This is a genomic window from Pseudoduganella danionis (genome assembly GCF_009720775.1).
Lineage (GTDB): Bacteria > Pseudomonadota > Gammaproteobacteria > Burkholderiales > Burkholderiaceae_D > Rugamonas > Rugamonas danionis.
Window position 1 is genome coordinate 1 of sequence record NZ_WNKW01000004.1, and the last position, 24,560, is coordinate 24,560.

The following is a 24,560-nucleotide window of genomic DNA, read 5'->3' on the forward strand; positions in this document are numbered from 1 at the left end:
GCAGTTTGCGGAACATTTCCACGCCGGTGCAGGTGGTTTTCACGGTGTCTTTGATACCGACGATTTCGATCTCTTCGCCGACTTTGATGATACCGCGCTCAACACGACCGGTTACCACGGTACCGCGACCCGAGATCGAGAACACGTCTTCTACTGGCATCAGGAAGGCGCCGTCCACTGCGCGCTCTGGCGTAGGGATGTAGCTGTCCAGTGCTTCGGCCAGTTGCATGATAGCCTGTTCGCCCAGAGGACCGGTGTCGCCGTCCAGAGCCATACGAGCCGAACCTTTAACGATAGGCAGGTCGTCGCCTGGGAAGTCATACTTCGACAGCAGCTCGCGCACTTCCATTTCAACCAGTTCCAGCAGTTCTGCGTCGTCAACCAGATCGCACTTGTTCAGGAACACGATGATGTATGGAACGCCAACCTGACGGGCCAGCAGGATGTGCTCGCGGGTCTGTGGCATTGGGCCGTCAGCTGCGGAGCAAACCAGGATTGCGCCGTCCATCTGAGCAGCACCGGTAATCATGTTTTTGATGTAGTCGGCGTGGCCTGGGCAGTCAACGTGAGCGTAGTGACGGCCAGCGGTTTCGTACTCAACGTGAGCGGTGTTAATGGTAATACCACGTGCTTTCTCTTCTGGAGCAGCATCGATCTGGTCGTATGCTTTAGCTTCGCCGCCGAATTTTTTCGACAGAACAGTAGCGATTGCAGCGGTCAGGGTGGTCTTGCCGTGGTCAACGTGGCCGATGGTGCCGACGTTAACGTGCGGCTTGGTCCGCTCGAATTTCTCTTTTGCCATTTTAGACTCCTAACGATTTGGTGTGATTACCTGGGCTGACGCCCGACTGTCTTGATAATACTGGGTAGTTTCTGTGACGCCAGCCTTCGGCGCCTTGGCCGCTGCAAGTGCAACGACCGGACCTGCGGGATACTGCGAATTCTGGTGCCCTTGACGTGGATTGAACACGTGGCCTCTCCCTTACCAAGGGAGTGCTCTACCACTGAGCTACAAGGGCTTATGGGATACTGCTGCGATGCCTACGCATCAGACTGCAAACCAACTGGAGCGGGTGAAGGGAATCGAACCCTCGTCGTAAGCTTGGAAGGCTTCTGCTCTACCATTGAGCTACACCCGCGAGGATTTCAATTCAACTTCTTTTACTGCATCACTCAGTTTTTTTGCAAAAACTTGGTGGAGGGGGCTGGATTCGAACCAGCGTACTCGAAAGAACAGATTTACAGTCTGTCGCCTTTAACCACTCGGCCACCCCTCCGCAATGAGCCGCAGAGTATGAAGCAACTACTTTGACTTGTCAACCCCGTTTTGCGTTCGTCTTTTTATTTACGCCGCACTGTTGTGATCAACTGTCTGCTTCGGGGCGAAATTGTAAACGACCCTTATGCAAATGTGCAAGTGTTGTTTTTGCGATGAACAATTTACTATACAATCTTTCATCTACCCGAGCCCCGGAGCCCTGCAGTTGAAGCCGCGACCACGTCACTGGTACAGCACGATTTTGGCCAATCTGGTCCTGTGGACCTGTTACTTCATTGTTGGCCGGCTGGGCTTGCTACTAGCCCTGCCCCCCCGGCTATGCCGCACCGATCTTCCTGCCTGCCGGTATCGCGCTGGCCGCTGTCGTAGTGGGCGGCATGCGGCTACTGCCGGCCGTCTGGCTGGGCTCGCTCAGCATCAATCTGGTTTATCCGGCCCTTGCGCCCGAAGGCATTAGCGCCAGCGCCTTGCACGGCGCCAGCGCTGCCGCACTGGGCGCCCTGCTGCAGGCCTGGGCCGGCAGCCAGCTATTCCGCCGCTACATCGATCCGGCCATCGCGTCGGGCCGCGACGTGGTGCGCTTCATTCTGCTGGCCTGCGGCATTACCCTGATCAGCAGCACCGTATCGGTCTGGGGCAAGGCGCTGGTAGGCGTGGTCCAGCCCCAGACCGTGCTGGCCGACTGGCTGGCCTGGTGGATGGGCGACACCATCGGCATTCTGCTGGCAGCACCTCTGAGCTGGATCGTGATCGGCCGCCCGCGCGCACTGTGGTCGCGCCGGCGCCTGCTGGTGGGCCTGCCGCTGCTGCTGTCGACCGCGGCCTTCATCGCCATCTACCTGCAGGCCGACCGCTGGGAAAACATCCAGCAACTGCAAACTTTCCGCCTCAAAGCCCAGCAGACGGGCGACCTGCTGCAGGAACAGTTCAGCGAACACGAACGCTTCATCTATGCCATCGGCAAGGCGCTCAACGACCCCCAGCGCAGCCTCAACACCGAGCACTTCGCGTCACTGGCCCATGGCTATCTGGACCAGCGCCCCGAACTGCTGTCGATGGCCTGGCTGACGCCGATCAAGGATAGCGAGCGGGCCGGTTTTGAAGCGTGGGGCAGACGCCACATCGCGCCGAATTTCGAAGTGCGCCAGCGTGGTGCGCAAGGCCAGCTAGTGCGCGCCGAGCGGGCCGAGCGCTATGTCGTCTCGACCTATATCGAACCGAAAGAACGGCACGTGCTGCTGGGCTACGATCTGCTCACCGAACCCTTGCGCCGCGCCGCCATGGAACGCGCGCTGGCTTCGGGCCAGCCCACTGCCACGGCGCCGTTGGCCATCATCCAGGGCAGCGCCGTGCCGGGCATGCTGCTGTTGCAGACTGTCTATCCCAACAAACAGCACAGCGAACCGGTGGGCGCACTGTTGATCGCCATGCAGTATCAAGCCCTGCTGGAACAGACGCTCAAACGTTCCGAATTCCCCCACTTCCTGCTGCGCTTCGAAGATGGCGATGACGACGGCCCTGGCCACGTCATCCACGACACCCTGCTGCGCAGCGCCCACGAAGGCGACTTCCAGCGCCAGCTACATTTCGGCGGCCGCATCTACCAGCTCACGCTGGCGCCCACGCCGGCCTATGTGCTGCAGCAGCGCGGCTGGCAAAGCTGGACCGTGCTGACCTGCGGCCTGCTGCTCTCGGGCCTGCTGGGCACACTGATGCTGCTGATCAGCGGCGAACGGGCCCGCATCCAGGCGCAAGTCACGGACAGCACGGCGCGCCCGCGCGAACGCGAAGCGCGCCTGCAGGCTATCCTCAACAAGGCAGCCGACGCCATCCTCACCATCGATAGCGACGGCGTGCTGATGTCGGCCAATGCGGCAGCGGGCCGGCTGTTCGGCTACAACGCCAGCCATATGACGGCGCTGCCCCTGTGCCAGCTAATCCCCATAGGCGTGGGCGAAGCGGCCGGGCTCGATGCGCCAGGCTTGCTGCGCATGATAGCCTGCGGCGTCACCCATGAATACGAACTGACCGGCTGGCGCAGCGACGGCAGCGAATTCCCGCTGGCGATGTCGGTCAGCGAAGTGGAGCTGCCGGACGAACACCTGTTCGTCACCATCCTGCACGATCTGACGGAACAGCAGATGGCGCAGGAGCGCATCCACCATCTGGCCCATCACGATACGCTGACGGGCCTGTCCAACCGGCTGTCGCTGAATTTGCGGCTGGACCAGTTGCTGGCGCAGACGCGCCGCAGCAACGGCCGCTGTGCGTTGCTGTTCATCGATCTGGACCACTTCAAGAAAATCAATGATACGCACGGCCATCAGGTGGGTGATCTGCTGCTGGTGGCGGTAGCCCAGCGCCTGAAAGAGCTGCTGCGCGATGTCGATACCATCGCCCGGCTGGGTGGCGACGAATTCATCGTCGTCACAGCCGGTGATGTGACGCCGGCGGCCACCTCCAACATCGCCGTGCGCATCGTCGAAGCGCTCAACGCGCCCTATCAACTGCAGGGTGTGTCGGTACACAGCGGCGCCAGCGTGGGTGTGGCCATGTTCCCCGATGACGGTAGCGATGCCAGCACCCTGCTGCGTCATGCCGACACCGCCATGTATGCGGCCAAAGGCCGCGGACGTGGCAACTTCCAGTTCTTCTCGGCCGAGATGAACCGCGCCACACACGAACGCCTGATGCTGGAAAACCGCCTGTGGCTGGCGCTCGAGCAGAATGAATTCGAGCTGTATCTGCAGCCGCAGGTAGATCTGGCCAGCCAGCGCATCATCGGCGCCGAAGCGCTGCTACGCTGGCACCATCCGGAACTGGGGCTGGTGCGGCCCGACCGCTTCATCCCGATCGCGGAAGAATCGACGCTGATCGTCAGTCTGGGCGAATGGGTCTTGCAGCGCGCCTTTGCCATACTGGCCGGCTGGCGCGGCAGCGAACTGGCGCACTTGCGGCTGGCCGTCAACCTGTCGGCGCGCCAGTGCCACAGCCCGGCCCTGCTGCCTTATCTCGACAGCCTGCTGGCCAGCAGCGGCATCGACCCTACCCGGCTGGAACTGGAGATTACTGAATCGGCCGCCATGCAGGACCCGGAACGCAGCCGCGCCCTGCTGGTGGAACTGCGTTCGCGCGGCATCCGCGTGGCCATCGACGATTTCGGCACCGGCTATTCTTCGCTCAGCTATCTGAAGCTGTTCGAGATCGACCGCATCAAGATCGACCGCAGCTTCGTCAAGGATATCGAGACCGATCCGGACGATGCCGTGATCGTGGCCGCGACTATCGGTCTGGCCCATGCACTGGGTCTGGCCGTGGTGGGCGAAGGCGTGGAAACGACAGCCCAGCGCGACTTCCTGCGCGCCAAACAGTGCGATGAAGGTCAGGGCTATCTGTGGTCGCAAGCCGTGCCGCTGGCGCAGTTCGAAACCCTGCTGCAGCACAGCTACAGCGACGCCGCCTGAGCGGCATCAGCCCGATAAAAAAGCCGCTGCACGGGCAGCGGCTTGTTGATGATACGACCCGGCTTAATCGGGCGTATGGCCGATTTGCGGATCGCGCTCGATCAGGTCGAGCAGCGCGGCCACCACTTCCGGATCGAACTGCTTGCCGGCACGCTCGGTGATGTAGCTCATCACCTGGGTATGCGGCCACGGCTCCTTGTACGGACGCTCGTGCAGCAGCGAATCGAACACATCGACCACGGCCACGATACGGGCCGATATCGGTATCTCCTGCCCCTTGAGCTGATTCGGATAGCCATTGCCATCGAAGTGCTCGTGGTGGCCGCCTGCAATCTCGGCACCATAGGTCAGATAGCTGACGCCATCGACCATATTTGCTGCGCGCTCCAGTATCGACTTGCCGACAGCCGCATGGGTCTGCATCTGGCTGCGTTCGTCCGGCGTATGCTGGCCCGGCTTGAGCAGGATGTGATCGGGCGTGGCCACCTTGCCCACATCGTGCAAGATGCTGGCCAGACCTATCATGTCCAGTAGCTGCGGGGTCAACTGCTCAGGATAGACGCCGCGTTCGGCCATGCGCTGCGCCAGCGCGGACGACAGATTCTGCACGCGCCGCACATGGCCACCCGTGCCGCTATCGCGGAATTCGGCCAGATCGGCCAGCGCCACCACGGTCGCTTCCTGTGCCTTGCGCAGTTGACCGAACATGTAGAGATTGTCGAAGGCTGCAGCGATACGCTGGCAGAACACTTCCAGCAGATCGCGCTGGATCTGCGCCAGCGGCCATGGCGGCGTGACGGAGATCGCCACTTCGCGGTTTTCCTGGGTGTGGATGAACAGCACATTGGCCGGATGATCGAACTGGCTTTTCTTTTCCGCGAAGGCCTTGGCTATCGTAGGCCACAGCGGGTGCTCGTGCGGCATCAGTTCGTGCTCGCTGAGCGGAGTGTAGTTGCCGGTGGCAGCCACCACGGTGGTCATGCCGGTATCGCCCTGCATCAGGCACAGCACACCATCCGCACCCACATCAAGAATCGCGCTGACCTGATTCAGCACGCCCGACGCAAATTCGCGCAGCGAATGGATCTGGTACAGATTGGTCGCGCCAGCCAGTATCTTGCCCAGCCCGATGCGGCTGCGCTCGAGCATGTTCAGGCTTTCATAGGCCCGCAAGGCCGAGATCACGGTGGTAAACAGCTTCTGCGTGGTCAGCTCGGTCTTGGCCTTGTAGTCGTTGATATCGTATTCGATGATCACACGCTGCTCGGGCGCCTGGCCGGGCTGGCCCGTGCGCAGCACCACCCGCACGATGCCGTTATGCAGCTCTTCGCGGATGCGGCGCGCCAGCAGCAGGCCGGCGTCATCGGTTTCCATCACCACGTCCAGCAGCACCAGCGCGATATCGGGCGTGGTGCGCAGGAATTCGTAGGCTTCCTTGCCGCTATAGGCCGAGTACAGCTCCAGCTCGCGCCCTTTGAAAGAGACATTGCGTAGCGCCAGCCGGGTTACGGCATGGACATCGACATCGTCGTCGACGATCAGCACACGCCACAGCCGCTGTTCTGGCGATTCCTGTCCGGCGGCGGGCGCTTCGTCCTCATCCTCCTGAATCAGCCAGTTGTCGTCTGCGTTGGAATCGGTCATACACATCTCCAGAGGTGCGTTGTCGTTCTAGCATAAACAGATTCCCCCCCTATGACAACCTTTTTGCAAGGGCGGGCCGACTCTGTTACGCTGCCGTTATGGACAGCCGTGACAGCAGCGTGCGCGCATTGCCGCCGGCCCACAACCATTCAAGGAACCCCATCATGCAAGAGACAGCAAGCGATATCACGGGCCGCGAATTCCTCGCCTTCACGCTGGGCGCAGAGGAATATGGCATCGATATCCTCAAAGTGCAGGAAATCCGTGGCTATGAAACAGTGACGCGTATTGCCAACGCACCAGCCTTCATCAAGGGCGTGATCAATCTGCGCGGCATCATCATCCCGGTGGTGGACATGCGCATCAAGTTCAATCTCGGTGAGCCCGTGTATGACCAGTTCACTGTGGTCATCATTCTCAACATCGGTGGACGCGTGGTCGGCATGGTGGTCGACTCCGTATCGGACGTGACCACGCTGATGCCGGAACAACTGAAACCGGCGCCCGATATGGGCAATGCCTTCAGCCATGAGTACATGATAGGCCTGGGCACCATCGACGAGCGCATGCTGATACTGGTCGATATCGACCGTCTGATGGCGAGCGAGGAAATGGGCTTGTCCGACGTCGAAGCGTAAAGCCCCAACAGTCCGGCGCCAGTGCGCCCTGCCTGCGGCAGCCGGACTAGTTGCTGACCGGTGGCGTCAGTGCCGCGGGTGTGGCCGCCGCCGTGCGGCTATTCGCGGCACAGCCGCTGCGGTTGGCGCCCTGATCGAGATTCTGGTAGCGCACTTCGTATTTGCCGTTGGCCAGCTTATCCACCACCAGCTTGTCATGCGCCTGCACATAGGCGTAGCGCACATTCGAGTGCCGCTCGGTATCGTAAATCTTGATGAACACGGCCGAGGCATTGGCGCCGTTATCGAGCAGTAGCTGCATATCGTCGCCCTTGTTGGCGACCGGGAAGCCCGTCATATAGCCCGACTGTTCCGGCCACGGTTCGCCATTCGGCGCCACCAGTGACTGCGGCTCGACTTCGCATTCGGGTGCGGCATTTGGCAACTGCACCTGCGACAACGCCTGCACCTTGATGGGCGCCGCCTTGCTGCTATTCGCTTCCGGATAATACGGCTGGGCTGCAGCCCAGGCTTCGCGCATTTCCGCCTTGGGATCGCGCGGTGCAGCACGGGCTGCCGCGCGCGCTGCCCGTTCCGGATTTTCGGCCTTGTTGCCCCAGGCCGCAGCCAGTGCGCTCGACAGCAGATGCGGCTCGTTGACCATGGTCACACCGGCTACCCAGCCCAGCACCAGACAGGCGGCCATGCCACCCCACCAGCGCCACGCACTGCGACGGAACGGCCGCGGCGAGTCATCCACCGGCTCCGGACTCCAGGCCCGCTCGGGCGCATCGTGACGCGGCTTGTCGCCGCTACGCTGGTCTTCGTTACGGGTACTTTCCAGCCATTCGATTTCCCACTCTTCGGCCGCAATCCACTCGTCATGCTCTTTGCGCCGCTGCGGATCGGACAGGGTGTTATACGCCCCGTTCAATATGGCCATGATGCGCGCAGCCTTCTCATCACCCGGATTCTTATCAGGGTGGTATTTTTGACTGAGTGCCTTGTAGGCAGCACGTATGACCTCCTGCGGTGCCATACGGGACACCTTCAGATTGTCATAGTGAGTGTGTATCTTTGCCATCGTTCCAATTATTGTCCGGCTAGCGCGCGTCCTTCATGATAGCCGATCTGGCGTGGTGCAACGCAATGATCTGGCATGGAAAGGCCTTGCTATTCTAACCACTGTGCTTTTCTGTCTACAGGCGGTGGCTACGGTCCTGCGCCAGCAGCGTTTCCGGCAGGCTCACGGCATGACCAATCAGCAGTACTTTGAACAATTCTCCCATTTCGGCCGGCGACAGCAGCTTCTGCAACGCCCTAGCCTGCGGCAGATAGCGCAGGCTATCGGCCGGGTCTGTACGCAACAGCAATTCGCTGGCACCCGCCGCAAGCAGGAAGCCCGCTTGATTCAGATAGCCTAGTACTTCTGCGCCGGCATCCTGCGCGGCCAGGGCCATCGCCGTGAAATCCACGTGGGCCGTAATATCCTGCAAGCCCGGATAATAGAACGGGTCCGGATGGGCATGGTGGCGGTAGTGGCACATCAGCGTGCCCGTGGCGCGCTGGAAGAAATAGTATTCGTGGCCGGGGAAGCCGTAATCGAACAGCAGGGCCGCGCCGCCGCGCCCGCGCGTCAGCATCTGGCTCAGCGTGGTCATGAAGGCGCAGGCCACGCTGTGCACTTCCGTCACATAGCCCACGGGCAGGCTGTCGTGCTCGGGGATCTGGCGCGCGATCTGGGCCAGCACGGCCGCGCTGGCCGGCACTGGCAGATAGTCGAAGCGGCCATCCTTGATGGTGACCTTGAGCTCCTGCCAGCCTTCCGGATGGCGGATCACCAGCTCCACCGGCATGGCATCGAGTACTTCATTGCCCAGCACCACCCCTTCGAACGATGCCGGCAGCGCATCGAGCCACTCCACCTGCGGGAAGTCCCGCAGCTTGTCCTGCTGGCGGCCACGCAGCTCGCCCGACAGTTCGACGATCACATAGCGTTCGATGGCAATGCCCAGCACAGCCATCTCGCTCAGCACATCGAACGCCAGTTGCCCCGTGCCGGCGCCGAATTCGAGGATCTGCGGCGCAGTTTGGGCGATAATAGCGGCTGCCGCATGGGCTAGCGCCGCACCGAACAAGGGTGTGAGCTCGGGCGCAGTTGTAAAATCGCCATCTTTTCCCAGCTTGGCCGAGCCGCCGCTGTAATACCCCAGACCGGGGGCGTACAGCGCCAGTTCCATATAGCGGGCAAAGGAAATAGCACCATCGTGGGCCGCAATCTCGGCGGCGATCTGCTGCTGCAGGGCGTGGGACGCGGCCAGCGCGTCACTGGTAGGGACAGGTAAGGACATAGGCGGCATTGTAACGAATCGGCAGGCCGCGCCGCCATTTTAAGCATCACAACAGCTATGAATCATCCACAACACAGCGCGCCAGCGGCTTCGGCCGGCACATCGGGCGTACCAGCGTCAGCACCGGTGGCATTAGTCACTGGCGCGGGCCGCCGCATCGGCCGCGTAATCGCTCTGGCGCTAGCGCGCGCCGGCTGGGATATTGCCGTGCACTACCGCAGTTCGGCCGGCGAAGCGCAGCAACTGGTGGAGGAAATCACCGCGCTGGGCCGCCGCGCCGTGGCGCTGCAGGCCGATCTGGCCGACGAAGCAGCCGTGCGCACGCTGGTACCGGCCTGCGTGGCCGCGCTGGGCAGCCTGCGCTGCGTGGTCAACAACGCTTCGCTATTCGAATATGACAGCGCGGCTGATTTCTCGATCCGCATGCTGGACGCCCATATGCACGCCAATCTGGCCGCCCCGATACTGCTGGCGCAGGCCCTGCACGGTGTCACGGACGCCGGCCAGCAGGCCGTGGTGATCAACCTGCTGGACCAGAAACTGTACAATCTCAATCCGGATTTCCTGTCCTACACCCTGTCCAAGGCAGCGCTGCACACGGCCACCACCATGCTGGCCCAGCAACTGGCGCCCAAAGTACGGGTGGTGGGCGTGGCGCCCGGCATCACCATGGTATCGGGCGATCAGACCGAAGCCGGTTTTGCCAGCGCCCACCAGCAAACCCCGCTGGGCCGTTCCAGCACCCCGGAAGATATCGCCGACAGCGTGGTCTACGCTGCTTCGGCCCGTGCCCTCACCGGCACGACCCTGCTGGTCGACGGTGGCCAGCACCTGATGCCACTGCCGCGCGATGTGATGTTTATGGCGCAGTAAGCGCCCGCGCTGACCCGATAATTTAAACGAAAGAAGGTATACCCCATGCTGTCCGCCCTGTACCACCCGCAACTGAGCGACTGCCGTCGCCTGTTCCTGCGCAACTATGAAGTGCTGATCAATATCGGCGTGTACGAATTCGAGAAAAAGGGCGAACAGCGGCTGCTGATCAATGTGGACCTGTACATTCCGCTGGCCGTCTCCACCCCGACCCACGACCAGCTCGATGAAGTAGTCGACTACGACTTCATGCGCGACACCATCGCCAAGCTGATGGCACGCGGCCATATCCAGCTGCAGGAAAGCCTGTGCGACGACATCGTCCAAGCCATGCTGGCGCACCCGCATGTGCGCGCCGCCCGCGTTTCCACCATGAAGCCGGATGTATATCCCGACTGCGAAGGCGTGGGCGTGGAAGTCTTCAACATCAAGGAGGGCGTATGAGCGTCGCCAGCATCACGCCGGACAGCAACGTCAGCACCAAGGCCGCGGAAAAGATCGCGCTGGAGAATAACAAGCTGCACAAACGCCTGTGCCGTCTGGTCGGTCAGGCCATCGGCGACTTCAACATGATAGAAGACGGCGATAAAGTGATGGTCTGCCTGTCGGGCGGCAAGGACAGCTACGCCCTGCTCGACATACTGCTCACGCTGCGCGAGCGCGCACCCATCCACTTCGACGTAGTGGCCGTGAATCTGGACCAGAAGCAGCCGGGCTTCCCGGAAGATGTGCTGCCGACCTATCTGACCAGTCTGGGCATCCCCTTCCACATCGAAAATCAGGATACCTATAGCATCGTCAAGCGCCTGATCCCGGAAGGCAAAACCACCTGCTCGCTGTGCTCGCGCCTGCGCCGCGGCATCCTGTACCGCGTGGCCGATGAACTGGGCTGCAACAAGATCGCGCTGGGCCACCACCGCGACGACATCCTCGAAACCTTCTTCCTGAATATGTTCTTCGGCGGGAAGCTGAAAGGCATGCCGGCCAAGCTGGTGTCCGACGACGGCAAACACATGGTGATCCGCCCGATGGCCTACGTGAAGGAAGAAGACACCGAGCGCTATGCAGAAGTGAAAAACTTCCCCATCATCCCGTGCAATCTGTGCGGCTCGCAGGAAAACCTGCAGCGCAAGCATATCAAGGCCATGCTGCGCGAATGGGAGAAGAAGCATCCGGGCCGGGTAGAGAACATCTACTCCTCGCTGTCGACCGTAGTGCCGTCGCACCTGATGGACCGCAATCTGTTCAGCTTCACCGATCTGCAGATCGACGGCGTGGCCAATCCGCTCGGCGATATCGCGTTCGACGAAGATCCATGCTCGACGCCGAGCACCGTACCGGGCATCATTCCCCTGCAGCGCGACCTGTAAGCGCTTCCTGCTCCCCCGGCATCAGCGTGGTGGCGCAGCAGCCTGCGCCACCACCACTAATCAGGGATAAGGAATACACATGAACCTCAAAATACAGAGCGATGCCTTGCAAGCGTCCATGCAGGCGAATTTTTCCGCCAACCGCAAAAGCGGCGACAGCAGTTTTCAAGCTGCGCTGGAAAAAGCCAAGAAGCCCAGCGCAGCACAGGAGCTGGACGAGTACATGAAAAAATCGTCGACCGAACGCATGGTCGACATGATCCTGAAAGGCATGGGGCTCACGCGCGAGGACCTAGCCACCAAATCGCCGCAGGAACAGGCGGCCATCATGCAGAAGGTCACTCAGATACTCAAACAGAAGATGGAAGAAGCCGCTGCCAAACAAAACAGCGGCACTCCGGCGCTGTAGCGGGCAGCGGCTAGCCGCGCTCAGTAGGTCTGCGCAGTGCGCAGCACCGGATACAGATTGAAGCGCTCGTCCCACGAAGCGTGGCGGCGAGCGAAGAACTCCAGCCGCTTGGCCGGGCTCTGGTTGAACTCTGCATCGCTGTCGCGCTTCTTCTGGAACTCTTCGCGCAGGGCAGGATCGGCTTCCAGTTGTTCACGCGCCACCTGCTCGGCCACGTACTCCTCCATATACTCTTTGCGCTCGAAGGCGTTATTGAACTCGCCCCATGCCAGCAGCGAATCGGCACCGCGCGGCTCCAACATGGTCATCACCAGCCGCGCCTTGGGCTGGGCGATCGGCACAAACAGCGAACCTTTGAGCACGCTGCGGCGCTCGCGGGACCAGTTGCCCTCCACCGCCAGGCCCTGATGGCCTTCGAATGACTGCTTGGCAAACGTGGCTTTGCTAGCACGGAAGCTTTCCACTTCAGCCGCCATCTGATCGGCACCGAGCACCTTGTACTGTATGCCATGCAGCTTCAGGCGCGCAGCCACGCGCGCCGCTTCGGCCAGCGGTACCAGATACCCGCCCTGGGGCGCTGTCACGCGCAAATCCGGCACGACTTCATCGCGCAGCGGCACAGTCCAGACCTGCGGCTTGCTTTCGTCGTACACCGTCATGGTGCCGCCCGAAACATCGGAATAGCCGCGGGTATATTCATAACCGGGGAACTCGATAGTCTTGCTGTTGAAGGTAGTGCGATAGCTGAGCGGGAATTCGGCGCCGCCCAGTGTCGTTGCACGCTGGTCGGCCTGCTGCACCAGCTTCTGCCACGCCTTGCCATGCTGGGCCACTTGCGACAGCAGCGAGACGATGGTGTTACGGGTGATGCGCACGCGGGTCGGATAGTCTTTCCACGAATGGGTTTCCACCAGCATGGCGAAGCGGTTACGCATAGGGAAATAGCCAGTCGAGAAGCGCGGCGTGGACATCGAATCGACGAAGCCCGACATCGGATCATCTTCCTTGGCAAACGAGATGTAATACGGCTTGGGATCGGAACCCTGCTGCTTCAGATCAGCCATCACGGCAGTCTGCAGGGCCAGGCCGGCGCGCTTGAGTTCTTCGTCGCCGCCATGCACAGGTTCCACCTGTATCGACACGTCGGGCTGGAACTTGGCGCCATCGGTCACGTGCAGATCGACGTAGGCCAGCGGATCCCACGCGTTTACCAGCGCCAGCATGGCCTGCATTTCCGGCGCATCGGCTTTGACGTAATCACGATTCAGGTTGTAGTTCTGCGCCGTGGTGCGCCAGCCCATTTCCACCGGACCGCGCTGGTTGGGACGGTTCCACTTGCCGAAGCGTTCGTGGCCGTCGACGTTAAATACCGGCACGAACAGCAGCACCTGCTTATCCAGCGCGCCGGCCGCCGCCTTGTTCTCCAGCGCTTCGCGCAGCGCGAGGAAACCGGCATCCTTGCCATCGATTTCGCCAGCATGAATACCACCCTGCACCAGCATCACGGGCAGGCCGCGTTGCTTGGCCTGCTGCGGCGTCAATGCGCCCGTGCGCGAAACGGCCATGGCCAGCATAGGGCGGCCTTCGGGCGTGCGGCCGAATTCGAAACAGCGCACGGCTTGCGGATAGGCCTTCTGGAAACTGGCGCACAGGGCGATGACTTCGTCATAGCGGCCCGTGTGCTGGAATCCGGAACGCTCGGATATGGTACTCAGCGCAGCACCTGCGCTATTGGCTGCATGGCTTGCGCTCAGCGGCGCAGCAGCAAGGGCAATGGAAAGAGATAGTAACAATTCAGAACGTCGCATCGGCATGGCTCCGGTTAAATGCCGGTGTACTCATAGGCACCGGTCAGAGCGAAAATTATAATCGCGTTTACCGTAGCGCGCCGCAGTAGCGACCACGCCAGCCCCAGTCCGGACCAGCGGCCCTGTTCGGAACGCAGCTCCTTGCTCCCCGTTTGCACATAGTCTGCACCGCACGACTGGTTGGCCGCCACCTTAACGAACGCCTGGCCGAAACAGAACGAATGATTCCGTACTTGGTTATGCCAAAAAAGACGGGGCCAGTTGCGGCAGCTTGCCGGAACTGGCCCCGTCGCGGGATTGCCGATTAAGCGGCGTGCGGTGCCGCTTGTTTATCCGCTTTGGCGAAATCAGCCAGCAGCGCGGCCTCCTTGCGTTTGGCGGCAGCGAAGTGACGCTCCTTGACGTGGCCATAACCGCGGATATCTTCCGGAATGCTGGCGATCGCCACGGCTTGCGCCAGATTCTCGGCCGTCAGCTTGGGCAGCAGGCCAGCCACCGTCTGGCGGTAATCCACGATCAACTGGCGCTCCATGCGACGCTCCGCCGTGTAGCCGAAGATATCCAGTGCCGTCCCACGCAGGCCTTTGAAGCGCGCCATCACGGAAAACGCTTTCATCAGCCACGGACCGTATTCCTTCTTCACCAGATGACCTTGCGCATCGTGCTTGGCAAACATCGGCGGCGCCAGATGGAACTTCAGCTTGATATCGCCATCGAACATGCCGGCGATCTTCTGCTGGAACGCGCCATCGCTGTACAGACGTGCCACTTCATACTCGTCCTTGTAGGCCAGTAGCTTGTAGTAATAGCGTGCTACGGCTTCGGTCAGGCGGGTAGTCTTGCCCAGCTTGGCTTCTTCGGCACGTACCTGATCGACAAACGATTTATACTGTTTAGCATAATTCGCATCCTGATAGGCCGTCAGCAGTTCCACCCGCTTGCTGATGATGTCGTCCAGCGTCTGGATACGTTTGAACTCGATCACCTTGGCCGGCGTGGTCATACGGGTAACAGCGGCCAGATCCTGCGCCGCCGTACGGCCCCAGTTGAAGGCCGCCTTGTTGAAGCCGACCGACACGCCGTTCAGTTCGATGGCTTTCAGCAGCGATGCTTCGCTGAGTGGCACATGGCCTTTCTGGAACGCGTAGCCCAGCATGAACATATTGGTCGCAATCGAGTCGCCCATCAGAGCGGTGGCGATCTGGCCCGCATCGACGAAGTCCACCTGATTGCTGCCGCAGGCACGGGTGATCTCGTTGCGCGACGGTTCGTCAGGGAACTGCCAGTTCGGGTTCTTGACGAACGCCGCCGTGGAAGAGCCGGTCGAGTTGATCATCGCGTGGGTACGGCCTTCACCCATGCGCGACAGCGCATCACGCGAAGCCGTCACGATCAGGTCGCAGCCGATTACCAGATCAGCACTGCCAGTGCCGACGCGGGTCGAATGCAGGTCGCTCTGCTGGTCGGCCAGACGCACGTGCGACATCACCGGGCCGCCCTTCTGGGCCAGCCCGCTCATATCGAGCACAATCGCGCCCTTGCCTTCCACGTGGGCCGCCACAGCCAGTATCTGCCCCACCGTCACCACACCCGTGCCACCGATACCGGTGATCAGGATGCCGTAAGGCTGGGCCGTCGATGGCAGCACCGGTGTCGGTAGCGCCACTTGCGGCGCTTCACCCGTTGCAGCCTTTTTCGGTTTCTTCAGCGCACCGCCTTCCACCGTCACAAAGCTCGGGCAGAAACCGGTCACGCAGGAGAAGTCCTTGTTGCAGGAGGACTGGTTGATCTGGCGCTTGCGCCCCAGTTCCGTTTCCAGCGGCTCCACCGACAGGCAGTTCGACTGCACCGAGCAGTCACCGCAGCCTTCGCACACGGCTTCGTTGATCACGGCGCGTTTGGCCGGATCAGGGTATTCATTGCGTTTGCGGCGGCGACGCTTCTCCGAAGCGCAGGTCTGATCGTAGATCATGGCCGACACACCGGGTTTATCACGCAGCTCGCGCTGCACATCCATCAGCTCCGAGCGGTGGCGTACGGTGACACCGGACGCCCAGTTGTAATCGGATGGATATTTTTCCGGCTCGTCGGTGACAACGATAATCGGGCTCACCCCTTCGGCCGCAATCTGGCGCGAAATCATGCCGGGATCGAGCGGACCGTCGAAGTTCTGGCCGCCCGTCATGGCCACGGCGTCGTTGAACAGGATCTTGTAGGTGATGTTGACCTTGGCCGCTACCGCAGCGCGGATCGCCAGTATGCCGGAGTGGAAGTAGGTACCGTCACCGAGGTTGGTGAACACATGCTTCTCGTTGGTGAACGGCGCCTGTCCTACCCACGTCACGCCTTCTGCCCCCATGTGGGTGAAGGTGGAAGTTTCGCGGTCCATCCACAGCACCATGTAGTGGCAGCCGATACCGGCCAGCGCACGCGAGCCTTCCGGCACTTTGGTGGACGAATTGTGCGGACAACCCGAGCAGAAGTAAGGCGTGCGGTCGGTTTCCGGATTCGATTTGAGCGGCAGCGACTTCAGCGCCAGCTCTTTCGCTTCGAGGAAGGCCACGCGTTCGCGCACACGCTCGGCCACCGGATGGCCGTCGCAATAGTGGGCGATACGCGAAGCAATGGCGCGCGCGATCTGGGCCGGATTGAGTTCGTAGGTAGCCGGCAGCAGCCAGTCGCCGTGACCAGTCTTGCTGTTCTTGCTCCACTCGCCAGTATCATCGAACTTGCCCACCACGCGAGGACGCTTACCGTCCGGCAGGTTGTACAGCTCTTCTTTCAGCGCGTATTCGAGGATCTGGCGCTTCTCTTCCACCACCAGAATCTCGTCCAGACCTTCGGCGAATTCCTGCACGCCTTCCGCTTCCAGCGGCCAGGTCATGCCGATCTTGTACAGACGGATACCGATATCGGCCGCGGCCTGCTCGTCTATGCCCAGATCGGCCAGCGCCTGACGGGTATCGAGATAGGACTTACCGGCCGTGATAATGCCGATCTTCGGCTTCGGGCTATCCCAGATGATCTTGTTGAGTTTATTCGCGCGGCAGTAGGCCAGCGCGGCATACCACTTGTAGCTGTTCATCCGCACTTCCATATCCAGTACGGTGTCGGGCCAGCGGATATTCAGGCCGCCTTCAGGCAGTTCGAAATCTTCCGGAATCTTGATCTGTACGCGATCCGGATCGAAATCGATCACGGCGCCAGATTCGATGATGTCGGTCACGCACTTCATCGACACCCACAGCCCCGTGTAGCGGCTCATGGCCCATGCGTGCAGGCCGTAGTCGATGTATTCCTGCACCGAGGATGGATACAGCACAGGGATGCCGCAGGCATTCAGGATATGGTCGGACTGGTGCGCCGTCGAAGACGACTTGGCCGCGTGGTCATCACCGGCCAGCACCAGCACGCCGCCATGTTTGGCCGAACCGGCATTATTGGCATGTTTGAATACGTCGCCGCAGCGGTCCACGCCGGGGCCTTTGCCGTACCACATGGAGAACACGCCATCGTACTTGGCGTCTTCGAACAGATTGGTCTGCTGCGTGCCCCATACGGCGGTGGCAGCCAGATCTTCGTTCATCCCGGGGTGGAATTTAACGTGGTGCGCGTCCAGATATTTTTTGGCCTTCACGGCCGTCATATCCACACTGGTCACCGGGGAACCACGGTAGCCGGTGATGTAGCCGGCCGTATTCAGGCCAGCTTTGAGGTCGCGTTCGCGCTGCATCATGGGCAGGCGGATCAGCGCCTGCGTGCCCGTCATAAAGGCACGGCCGCGCTCCAGCGTCCACTTATCGTCGAGGGAAATTTCTTGGTCCGAGTGCGAGCCCGGCTCCAGTTGCGAGCCCTTGTGAGGTGCGTTCATATTGTCTCCATTATTGTTTTGACCATGCACTGCAGGGCCGTGTTCGGCCCGTTCGTGCGCGCCGTGCGAACTCTTGTGAAGCTCTCCCGGCGGTTATGTATGTGGTTTAGTTTAGGGTACCACAGGCCGCTGCCCCGTTCTGTGCGGGACTCGCGGCTTTTCACCCTTGTTGTTTAAGCGGCTGCAGGATCTTTCAGCACGCCACGACGGATCTGATCGAGCTCGATCGATTCGAACAGCGCGCGGAAATTACCTTCGCCGAAACCTTCATCGCCTTTACGCTGGATGATCTCGAAGAAGATCGGGCCGATCACGTTCTGGCTGAAGATCTGCAGCAGCAGTTCGCGCGAGTGCTCGCTGCTACGGCCATCGATGAGGATGCGCAGACGGCGCAGCTCATCCAGATTCTCGCCATGCTCGGGCAAGCGGCGGTTGACCAGATCGTAGTAAGTCTCGATGGTGTCCTGGAAGATGATGCCCGCGTTTTTCAGCGACTGCACGGTCTTGTAGATGTCATCGGTACCGAGTGCGATGTGCTGAATGCCTTCGCCGTGGTATTCGTCGAGGTACTCGGCGATCTGGGATTTGTCATCCGACGATTCGTTGATCGGAATGCGGATTTTGCCGCATGGCGAAGTCATGGCTTTCGACTTCAGACCGGTCAGCTTGCCTTCGATGTCGAAGTAGCGCACTTCGCGGAAGTTGAACATCTTCTCGTAGAAGTCGGCCCATTCTTTCATGCGGCCACGGTAAACGTTGTTGGTCAGGTGGTCGATATAAGTCAGGCCATGGCCGACCGGATTGGCCACGGTGCCCGGGATGGCCACGAAGTCCACATCGTAGATACTGATATCGCCGATCGCACCTTCGGTGCCACCGTTCTTGCCGCGCCAGCGGTCGACCAGATACACCAGCGAATCGCCCACGCCCTTGATGGCAGGGATATTCAGTTCCATCGGACCGGTCTTGTTATCAAAGCCCCAGGCGCCCTGCTCGAGTGCGCGGTTATAGGCAAATGCGGCATCCTTGACGCGCAGTGCGATCGCGCAGACGGACGGCCCGTGGGTGCGGGCGAAACGCTGAGCGAAGGAATCCTGCTCGGCGTTGATGAGGAAATTGATATCGCCCTGACGGTACAAGGTGACGTTTTTATGGCGGTGGCGGGCGATGGCGGTGAAGCCCATGCTCTCGAACAGCTTGCCCAGCGCGACAGGATCAGGGGCAGCGTACTCGACGAACTCGAAGCCATCCGTGCCCATCGGGTTATCCCAGGGGGTAAATTGCATGCTAGTCTCCTTGTTTGAATGACGCACAGTATAGTGGCCTTCCGACGGCATTAAATTGCAAACAATTCCCCAAGTTCGCGCTTATGCGCAATAATATTGCATGTTTTTCCGAATTCAGAGGGTTTTATGACCAAAATTACGCTAGACAAAACTGACCGCAAAATTTTGGGGATCTTGCAGGCCGATGGACGCCTGTCGAACCAGGACGTGGCCGAGCTGGTGGCGCTGTCACCCTCGCCTTGCCTGCGCCGCATCAAGCGGCTGGAAGAAGCGGGCGTGATCCGCCAGTACGTCGCCCTGCTCGACCCCGACAAGATAGGCCTGGGCCTGCTGGCCTATGTCAACGTACGGCTCGAAAAGCACAGCGAAGCAGGCGCGCACAGCAATGCCCGTGCGCTGGGCGCGCAGAACGCCCCCGCCTCGCCGCGTGCCGACTTCGCAGTTTCTGTTGAACAATGGCCAGAAGTAGTAGCCTGCTACGCCATGACAGGCGAAATGGATTATTTATTGCGCGTCCATGTAGAAGACATGGACCACTTCTCGCGCTTCATGATGGCCACGCTGCTGCGCCATCCGGCCGTGCTCGACGTCAAATCCAGCTTTGCCCTGCAGCGCATCAAAGACACCACCGCCCTACCCCTCGTCTAAAACTCGGGGGTAACTTCGGGGTCAGGTCTGTCATTCGGACATCCAAAGCACACTTTTGAGACCACTCAACGTGTGCTTTTTTTCGTTTATCCGGTTTCGCGCTTAAAATCTGCTGATAGGCAAATCGCTAATATATAGACGCGGTAATGGGTTGATACAGGTATTGAGCTAACTCAAAGGTGTAGCGGCAATGTCCTAATGACAGACCTGACCCCGAACTTATTTACGGCCCCGCAGGCGGTCCAGCCATTTGAGGGCGAAACGCTTGTTGGCTTTGAGGGTGTAATCGAGCGTGGCGAATTGCTCGTCCAGCGCTTCCTGCAGCACGCTGGCCGGATTGGCCGGCGGCAGTTTCAGATAGGCGTCCGCTTCGCCGTAATCACGGTGGATTTCCATGCCGGCCTTGCGGGCGATATGCATCATGGTCTTGTTCGACGACAGGCAGTGCATGTATAAGGTGTCCACGTCGTCGTTGCGGCAGTGGATGGCGGCCCGCTCGAACAGCTTGGAACCCACGCCCTTGCCGCGCGCCGAACGGCTAACGGACACGCCAAATTCGGCCACCCGTTCTTTTTCCGTCGCGCCGCCGCGGCTTTCGTCGCGCGGGGCAAACGCCAGATGCCCGACCGCCACCAGTTTGAACATGCGGTTATATACGCCGAAGACCATGTCGCGCGCGAAATCGATGCCCTTGGCATAGTTCTCTACCTGCTCGTCCGGCAGCATGCTGCCAAAGCGTAGCAGTCGGTCGCTGGCTTCCAGCCCGAGGAAATGCTGGACCACACGGCGGCGGTCGCGCTCGTGCAACTCCTTGACCAGCACCGTAGGCCGGCGCTTGCCAGCGCGCCAGCGGCGCAGCGGGTTCTGAAACAGATCAGGCGATTCCATAGGCGTTCAAGTGGTTTGTGCGATGCAGCATATGTGGCATTGTACCCTGCTTTCAGGACGTGGCCGCGTCGTCCACCCCGGCCGATGGCAGCGCTGCCGCTACCGCATGCACGCGCGCCTGATGCACGCGCTGCGGAATCTGTGCCGGCTGTTCGCTGCAGCTGCGCGCAATCGCCCCCGCATCCACGGCACGGGCCGCCGCAAGGGCCTGTTCCAGATGGGCGCGCTGCGGGAACGGCGTATCGCGGTAGCTAGCCTGTGCACCGATGCGGCCGCGCGAATCGCATTCGGTGGCCGCCAGCATCTGGATGAAGCGCGCCGGCTTGCGGAATGCGTCGCAGCGCTCCAGCAGTTTCACCATGGTGTTGGCACGCAGTTGCAGGGCTCGCCCCACATTGCCATGTTCGCGCGTGGTCATCACGGCCAGATCGCGGCATTCGGTCGGCACACGTAGACGCTGGCACACGGCCTCCACCAGCGGCACGCCCAGATCTTCATGGCCATGGTGGGCCGGCCAGTTGGCCGCCGGCGTGACGCCCTTGCCCAGATCGTGCAGCAGGCAGGCTACCCGCACGGGCAGTTCCATGCCCAATTCGGCCGCACAGTCCAGCACCTGCAGCACATGGCTACCCGTGTCGATTTCAGGATGCCACTTCTCTGGCTGCGGCACGCCCCACAGCGCGTCGAGTTCGGGCACGATGCGCGCCAGCGCGCCACAGGCGCGCAGCACTTCCAGCATGCGCGAAGGCTTAGCTTCCATCAGTCCGCGCGACAGTTCCTGCCACACCCGCTCCGGCACCAGCGCATCGACTTCGCCTTTGGCTACCATCTGCTGCATCAGTGTCAGGGTTTCCGGCGCTATCGTGAAATCGGTAAAGCGGGCCGCAAAGCGCGCCACCCGCAGTATGCGCACCGGGTCTTCTTCGAATGCGGGCGAGACATGGCGGAACAGCCGCAGTTCCAGATCGCGCACGCCGCCATACGGGTCGGTCAGCGTACCGTCTTCGGCACGGGCGATCGCATTGATAGTGAGGTCACGCCGGATCAGGTCTTGTTCCAGCGTCACATCGGGCGAAGTGTGAAATACAAAGCCTTTGTAGCCGGGCGCGGTTTTGCGCTCGGTACGGGCCAGCGCATATTCTTCCTGCGTTTTCGGGTGCAGGAATACGGGGAAGTCCTTGCCGACAGGGCGGAAGCCTTGCGCCAGCATGTCTTCCGGCGTGGCGCCGACGACCACGTGATCGTGATCCTGCACGTCCAGCCCCAGCAGGCGATCGCGCACGGCGCCACCGACAACATAAATCTGCATGGGCTTAGTCCGGCATGTCGGCGTCGTGCTTGGAAGCGCGCTCGGTTTCGGCCAGCGCTTCGCTGACCCAGCGCGCCACGGCCGGATGGGCAATCACGCGCTGGCAATAGGCTTCCAGCGCGGGCGCGAGTGCCACGCCATAGGTGCGGAAGCGCATCACCACGGGCGCGTAGAAAGCGTCGGCCAGCGAGAAATCGCCGAAAAGGAACTGGCGGTGACCGAAGCGCGACAGGCATTCTTCCCAGATTTCGCAGATACGGCCGATGTCGGCCTGCGAGCCGTTGGTGCGGCCCTTGCCCGGATAGCTGGCGCGGATGTTCATCGACATGGCGTTACGCAGATCGCTGAAACCGGCGTGCATTTCGGCGCAGATGGAGCGGGCCATGGCGCGCGCTGCCACGTCCTGCGGCCACAGATGCAGCTCGGGGAACTGCTCGGCCAGATATTCGCAGATGGCCAGACTATCCCAGATGGTCATCTCGCCGGCCAGCAGCACGGGCACGCGGCCACTGGCCGTGTATTCGCAGATGCGGTTGGCCGTGTCGGGCTGGTCCAGCAGCACGCGCACCTCCTGGAACGGAATGCCGAATGCCGTCATGGCCACCCATGGCCGCATCGACCACGAGGAGTAGTTCTTGTTACCGATGACCAGCGTCAGGCCGGGAGCACGTGCGGCGGCCAGAGTCTGGGTCAGGCTAGGATCGAGTTTGGTAGTCTGCATGGCGGTTCCGTATGAGTGGTGCTTCAGCGTGCGCCGAAGCTGCTTTCCTGCTGTTCCTGTTCGCTATAGCCTTTGGGCGCGACATTCCCCAGCCGCAGCTTGAGCGACTGTGGCCGGCCTTCAAACAGGGCGGCGTAATAGGCGGTATTCGACATCACGTTTTTCACATACACGCGCGTTTCGAAGAAGGGGATCGATTCGATGAACACGGCGCCCTCCATCGGTTTGCTCAGTGTGCTGCGCCAGCTGCGCAGACGGCCCGGCCCTGCATTGTAGGCGGCCGTGGCCAGCACCTGCGAGCCATCCATATTCCCGAGCACCATATTCATGTAGTTGGCACCGAGCAGAATATTGGTACGCACATCGCTGAGCATTTCCTGGGCAAAGTCGGTCAGGCCGATTTTCTTGGCCACCCAGCGCCCCGTCGATGGCATCACCTGCATCAGACCGGACGCGCCCACGTGCGACTGCGCATCCATGATGAAGCGCGATTCCTGCCGGATCAGGCCATACACCCAGGCTTTGTCCAGTCCCAGTGTCTGGGTGGTCGGATGCATGATGTCGTTATGCGGCGCCGGGAAGCGCTGGGTGTAATCCACCTGCAAGCGGGTACGGTCCGAGGTGTTGACCATGCGGTCGAGGATGTTGTTCTGACGCGCGAATTCGGCGGCTGCCAGATGTTCGCGTTCGCTCAGGCCGCGCAGGCCCCAGTTCCATTCGCGCGTGCCTTCGAAGCGCAACCGCATGGAGAAGAATTTGAGCGCGCGCTGGAAGTTGGGATTGCTGGCAAACGGCGCCACCTCGGCCTGACTGATGGGTAGACCCGGTAGCGGAATGGTGACCAGCTTGCCCAGTTCTTCACCGGCTAACTGGCCATAGAAGCTCGGCAGTTCGGCGATGCCGCGCAACAGTTGGGCTGCTTCGCCGCTAGGCTGGCTGCTGCCATTCTCGGCCATCTGGGCGCGTGCCAGCCAGTACACCCATACCGGTTCGCTGCGCAGCGAAGCAGGCATCGCACGTATGGTCTGACGTACAGTTTTCCAGTCGCCGTTACGCAGCGCGATACGGGTTTTCCATTGCTGCTGATCGATGGACAAGGCCGCGCCCTGTGATTTGTGCCAGTAGTCGCCAGTCTCCGGCGCCAACGTGTAGGACGATTGCAGCGCAATCGCGGCCCAGGCTTCCTGCTGTTCCAGCGCGCTCAGCTTGGGCGCGGCACGGTGCAGCGCAATGGTCGCCAGTTTGACACTGGTCTTGGCCATGCGGCCCAGCGCGACGATGAAGATTTCATGTTCGGTGCGGCCGCTGCCCACGCCCTTAGTCAGGGCAATGGCTGGCAAATCCACGGCCTGTACGGCGCGCTTCTCGTTGCCGTTGAGGAGAGCGACGATGCGGCGCGCCTGCCCGGTGGCGTTGTATTCGCCGGACAAACGCAACTGTACGTACAGGTCGTCGGTATTGAACTGGCCGGCCGCATACAGCGTGGCGATCAGGCCCGCGCACGGCTCGCCATAGCCATTCGGCGCCGTCAGCACTTCGCGCGCATCGCTGGCGACTTTGTGGCCTTTGAGCGCACGCGATTGCAGCGCATAGCATTTCACCTGCACGTCGTCGTTGAGCACAAACAGCGGCAGTTGTTCGTCGAAAGTAGCCCAGTCGCGCTTGCGCCCCAGTTCCAGCAGCCAGTCGTTACGCAGACGGTCGACAATGGCCTGGCCTTCGTAGCGCTTGAGAAAATCGCGGATTTCGGCGTTGCCGGCATCTTTCAGCCGCGGTTTCAGCCGATAATAATCAACGTAGGACGGAATGGAATAACTGGCCAGACGATTGGCATAGAAATCAGCCTTGGCCGCATCATCCTGCCGCACCGCGTCGCGCAGCAGCAGGAAGGCATCATCGGCGCGACGGCCGTCATCACCGATGTCGTCGGCGTGGGCCGTCAGGGTCAGCGCCAGCAGGGCTGCGCTGGCGATCCATTTCAATGCATAACTCAATGTACAACTCTCTAAAGTCTGAAAAACC

The 24,560-nt window shown here is 61.1% G+C and carries 18 protein-coding genes and 3 tRNA genes; 7 read left to right on the forward strand and 14 right to left on the reverse strand.

All coding sequences use genetic code 11. From position 1 onward, the window contains the following. From GM655_RS14415 to GM655_RS14430, 4 genes are all read right to left on the reverse strand, one after another. A partial coding sequence (locus GM655_RS14415) for an elongation factor Tu (RefSeq protein WP_155435391.1) occupies positions 1 to 802 on the reverse strand: 802 nt, incomplete at its 3' end. Positions 803 to 944: 142 nt separating this feature from the next. Beyond that, a tRNA-Thr gene (locus GM655_RS14420) sits at positions 945 to 1,019 on the reverse strand. A gap of 46 nt (positions 1,020 to 1,065) precedes the next feature. After that, positions 1,066 to 1,139 (reverse strand) — tRNA-Gly (locus GM655_RS14425). 54 nt (positions 1,140 to 1,193) lie between these two features. After that, positions 1,194 to 1,277, reverse strand: a tRNA-Tyr gene (locus GM655_RS14430). A 370-nt stretch (positions 1,278 to 1,647) separates the two neighbouring features. Here GM655_RS14430 and GM655_RS14435 point away from each other — a divergent pair. Continuing rightward, positions 1,648 to 4,743: an EAL domain-containing protein gene (locus GM655_RS14435; protein WP_371866825.1), complete on the forward strand. Its 3,096-nt coding sequence runs from the start codon at positions 1,648 to 1,650 to the stop codon at positions 4,741 to 4,743. A gap of 63 nt (positions 4,744 to 4,806) precedes the next feature. Here GM655_RS14435 and GM655_RS14440 read toward each other — a convergent pair whose 3' ends face one another. Then, on the reverse strand, positions 4,807 to 6,387 hold the full coding sequence (locus GM655_RS14440) for a DUF3369 domain-containing protein (protein WP_155435392.1): 1,581 nt from the start codon (positions 6,385 to 6,387) through the stop codon (positions 4,807 to 4,809). A gap of 164 nt (positions 6,388 to 6,551) precedes the next feature. Here GM655_RS14440 and GM655_RS14445 point away from each other — a divergent pair, with 164 nt between their 5' ends. Then, a complete protein-coding gene (locus GM655_RS14445) occupies positions 6,552 to 7,025 on the forward strand; it encodes a chemotaxis protein CheW (RefSeq protein WP_155435393.1) in 474 nt (157 codons plus the stop codon). Positions 7,026 to 7,071: 46 nt separating this feature from the next. Here GM655_RS14445 and GM655_RS14450 read toward each other — a convergent pair whose 3' ends face one another. Both GM655_RS14450 and GM655_RS14455 read right to left on the reverse strand, forming a co-directional pair. Further along, complete coding sequence (locus tag GM655_RS14450) at positions 7,072 to 8,088, reverse strand: J domain-containing protein (RefSeq protein ID WP_155435394.1); 1,017 nt, start codon at positions 8,086 to 8,088, stop codon at positions 7,072 to 7,074. Between the two features lie 115 nt (positions 8,089 to 8,203). Continuing rightward, entirely contained in the window at positions 8,204 to 9,355 is a 1,152-nt protein-coding gene (locus GM655_RS14455) for a class I SAM-dependent methyltransferase (RefSeq protein ID WP_155435395.1), read from the reverse strand. 57 nt (positions 9,356 to 9,412) lie between these two features. Here GM655_RS14455 and GM655_RS14460 point away from each other — a divergent pair, with 57 nt between their 5' ends. The 4 genes from GM655_RS14460 to GM655_RS14475 all read left to right on the forward strand — a co-directional run bounded on the left by GM655_RS14460 (position 9,413) and on the right by GM655_RS14475 (position 12,007). Further along, on the forward strand, positions 9,413 to 10,228 hold the full coding sequence (locus tag GM655_RS14460) for an SDR family oxidoreductase (RefSeq protein WP_155435396.1): 816 nt from the start codon (positions 9,413 to 9,415) through the stop codon (positions 10,226 to 10,228). 45 nt (positions 10,229 to 10,273) lie between these two features. After that, the gene (locus GM655_RS14465; RefSeq protein ID WP_155435397.1) at positions 10,274 to 10,672 is read left to right on the forward strand and encodes a dihydroneopterin aldolase; all 399 of its coding nucleotides are present in this window, start codon (positions 10,274 to 10,276) and stop codon (positions 10,670 to 10,672) included. Further along, positions 10,669 to 11,598: a tRNA 2-thiocytidine(32) synthetase TtcA gene (ttcA, locus tag GM655_RS14470; protein WP_155435398.1), complete on the forward strand. Its 930-nt coding sequence runs from the start codon at positions 10,669 to 10,671 to the stop codon at positions 11,596 to 11,598. Before GM655_RS14465 ends, ttcA begins: the two co-directional genes overlap by 4 nt. A gap of 79 nt (positions 11,599 to 11,677) precedes the next feature. Then, the gene (locus tag GM655_RS14475) at positions 11,678 to 12,007 is read left to right on the forward strand and encodes a hypothetical protein (RefSeq protein WP_229632585.1); all 330 of its coding nucleotides are present in this window, start codon (positions 11,678 to 11,680) and stop codon (positions 12,005 to 12,007) included. A gap of 20 nt (positions 12,008 to 12,027) precedes the next feature. On the opposite strand, the gene GM655_RS14480 is transcribed toward GM655_RS14475, so the two are convergent. The 3 genes from GM655_RS14480 to hppD all read right to left on the reverse strand — a co-directional run bounded on the left by GM655_RS14480 (position 12,028) and on the right by hppD (position 18,972). Continuing rightward, positions 12,028 to 13,815, reverse strand: coding sequence for a M14 family metallopeptidase (locus tag GM655_RS14480; RefSeq protein ID WP_229632586.1), 1,788 nt, complete (start codon positions 13,813 to 13,815; stop codon positions 12,028 to 12,030). Between the two features lie 304 nt (positions 13,816 to 14,119). Continuing rightward, positions 14,120 to 17,686 carry an indolepyruvate ferredoxin oxidoreductase family protein gene (locus tag GM655_RS14485; protein WP_155435400.1) on the reverse strand — a complete coding sequence of 1,189 codons (3,567 nt, stop codon included), beginning with the start codon at positions 17,684 to 17,686 and terminating at the stop codon, positions 14,120 to 14,122. 173 nt (positions 17,687 to 17,859) lie between these two features. Further along, positions 17,860 to 18,972: a 4-hydroxyphenylpyruvate dioxygenase gene (gene hppD / locus GM655_RS14490; RefSeq protein WP_155435401.1), complete on the reverse strand. Its 1,113-nt coding sequence runs from the start codon at positions 18,970 to 18,972 to the stop codon at positions 17,860 to 17,862. A gap of 126 nt (positions 18,973 to 19,098) precedes the next feature. On the opposite strand from hppD, the gene GM655_RS14495 reads away from it, so the two are divergent. Then, the gene (locus GM655_RS14495; protein ID WP_155435402.1) at positions 19,099 to 19,620 is read left to right on the forward strand and encodes an Lrp/AsnC family transcriptional regulator; all 522 of its coding nucleotides are present in this window, start codon (positions 19,099 to 19,101) and stop codon (positions 19,618 to 19,620) included. 219 nt (positions 19,621 to 19,839) lie between these two features. Here GM655_RS14495 and GM655_RS14500 read toward each other — a convergent pair whose 3' ends face one another. From GM655_RS14500 to GM655_RS14515, 4 genes are read right to left on the reverse strand one after another with little or no spacing between them, the layout of a single operon-like run. Then, positions 19,840 to 20,508, reverse strand: a complete 669-nt coding sequence (locus GM655_RS14500) for a GNAT family N-acetyltransferase (RefSeq protein ID WP_155435403.1) — start codon at positions 20,506 to 20,508, stop codon at positions 19,840 to 19,842. A gap of 52 nt (positions 20,509 to 20,560) precedes the next feature. Beyond that, positions 20,561 to 21,817 carry a multifunctional CCA addition/repair protein gene (locus tag GM655_RS14505; RefSeq protein WP_155435404.1) on the reverse strand — a complete coding sequence of 419 codons (1,257 nt, stop codon included), beginning with the start codon at positions 21,815 to 21,817 and terminating at the stop codon, positions 20,561 to 20,563. Positions 21,818 to 21,821: 4 nt separating this feature from the next. Then, positions 21,822 to 22,538, reverse strand: a complete 717-nt coding sequence (locus tag GM655_RS14510; protein ID WP_155435405.1) for a glutathione S-transferase family protein — start codon at positions 22,536 to 22,538, stop codon at positions 21,822 to 21,824. A gap of 23 nt (positions 22,539 to 22,561) precedes the next feature. Beyond that, the gene (locus GM655_RS14515; RefSeq protein WP_155435406.1) at positions 22,562 to 24,532 is read right to left on the reverse strand and encodes a lytic transglycosylase domain-containing protein; all 1,971 of its coding nucleotides are present in this window, start codon (positions 24,530 to 24,532) and stop codon (positions 22,562 to 22,564) included. Positions 24,533 to 24,560 lie beyond the last annotated feature (28 nt).